Genomic DNA, 1,319 nt, shown 5'->3' on the forward strand with positions numbered 1-1,319 from the left:
ACGGACCTCAGCCGGCAGTTGTTCAACATCGACGTGCCGATGCTGCACGTCGGTTCCTGGTACGACATCGCCAACCGGGACACGCCGAAATTCTTCACCGGCCTACGTGAGTCCGCGCCTGGCGCGGAGATCGGCACGGCAATCTGGTCTTTCGGGCATCGGCCCGCAACTTCAACCCGCTGTGCGCCATGGCGGGCCAGGTCACGATCGCCGAAGTGGAGCAATTGTGCGAGCCGGGCGAAATCGACCCGGACGACGTCCATCTCCCCGGCGCCTTCGTCCAGCGCGTCGTGCCTTTGTCCGCCGAGGAAGCAGCGGACAAGCGCATCGAGAAACTTGTCACACGGAAGGCCCCCGAATGAGCTGGACGCGAGATCAGATGGCGGCCCGGGCAGCACGGGAACTCTCGGACGGCGACTACGTCAATCTGGGCATCGGGGCACCGGCCCGTGTTCCCGCGCATATCCCGGCGGATATCGAGGTGGCACTCCAATCGGAAAACGGAGTACTCGGCACCGGTGACTACCCCGAGCCTGGGGAGGCTGACCCCGACTTGGTCAATGCCAGTAAGGAGACCGTCACCCTGCGACCTGGCGCCTCCTTCTGCGATTCCGCCACGAGCTTCGGGATGATCCGCAGCGGGAAGATCGACGCCGCCATCCTCGGCGGCATGCAGGTCTCCGAGTCGGGTGACCTCGCCAACTGGATCGTTCCCGGGAAGATGGTCGAGGGAATGGGCGGGGCCATGGATCTGGTGCATGGCGCGCGGCAGGTCATCGTGCTGATGGATCACGTCGCCAAGGATGGCTCACGCAAGATCGTTCGGCGCTGCACGCTCCCCCTGACCGGTCGCCGCGTCGTGCACCGGATCATCACCGATCTCGCCGTGATCGACGTCGAAGAAGAGGGCCTGCGCCTGGTCGAACTGGCCCCCGGGGTGACAGCCGATGACGTCCGCGCCGCGACCGAGCCACCTCTCGCCATCGCGACAGACCTTGCCGGTGACCGACAGTGGTGACCGAACCACCATCCACCCCTCGAGAAAGGGATACAGAAGTGGCCCACCTCAGCTGCACGATCGACGGCGACCTCGCGATCATGTGCCTGCACAACCCATCCCAGAACCGCATCGGTGTCGAGATGATCGACGAAATGCGGCAGGCGCTGCACACGATCGAAATCAGCGACGCCCGTGCAGTCCTACTCCGAGCGAACGGTCCCGACTTCAGCTACGGAGGTGACATCGAGCCGTGGCCCGAGTGGACAGAGCGCGAAATGCGCACCCGGTTCGAGACCTTCATGTGGACGTTCAACCAGTT

3 protein-coding genes are annotated in these 1,319 nt (G+C 64.4%); all 3 read left to right on the forward strand.

The genetic code is table 11. From position 1 onward, the window contains the following. Window positions 1-143: 143 nt before the first annotated feature. Window positions 144-362, forward strand: a complete 219-nt coding sequence (locus AC1D1G_RS45285) for a CoA-transferase (protein WP_477956952.1) — start codon at window positions 144-146, stop codon at window positions 360-362. Further along, entirely contained in the window at window positions 359-1,018 is a 660-nt protein-coding gene (locus tag AC1D1G_RS45290; RefSeq protein WP_283334107.1) for a CoA transferase subunit B, read from the forward strand. Before AC1D1G_RS45285 ends, AC1D1G_RS45290 begins: the two co-directional genes overlap by 4 nt. A 38-nt stretch (window positions 1,019-1,056) precedes the next feature. Continuing rightward, window positions 1,057-1,319 (forward strand): enoyl-CoA hydratase-related protein (locus tag AC1D1G_RS45295; protein ID WP_477956951.1); only part of this gene is annotated, 263 nt, incomplete at its 3' end.

The sequence above is a fragment of the Rhodococcus sp. P3_B8 genome (assembly GCF_056402775.1).

Bases quoted from the DNA above. Each gene is read 5' to 3' on its own strand.
- AC1D1G_RS45290 (WP_283334107.1), top strand. From the start codon at position 359: ATGAGCTGGACGCGAGATCAGATGGCGGCCCGGGCAGCACGGGAACTC.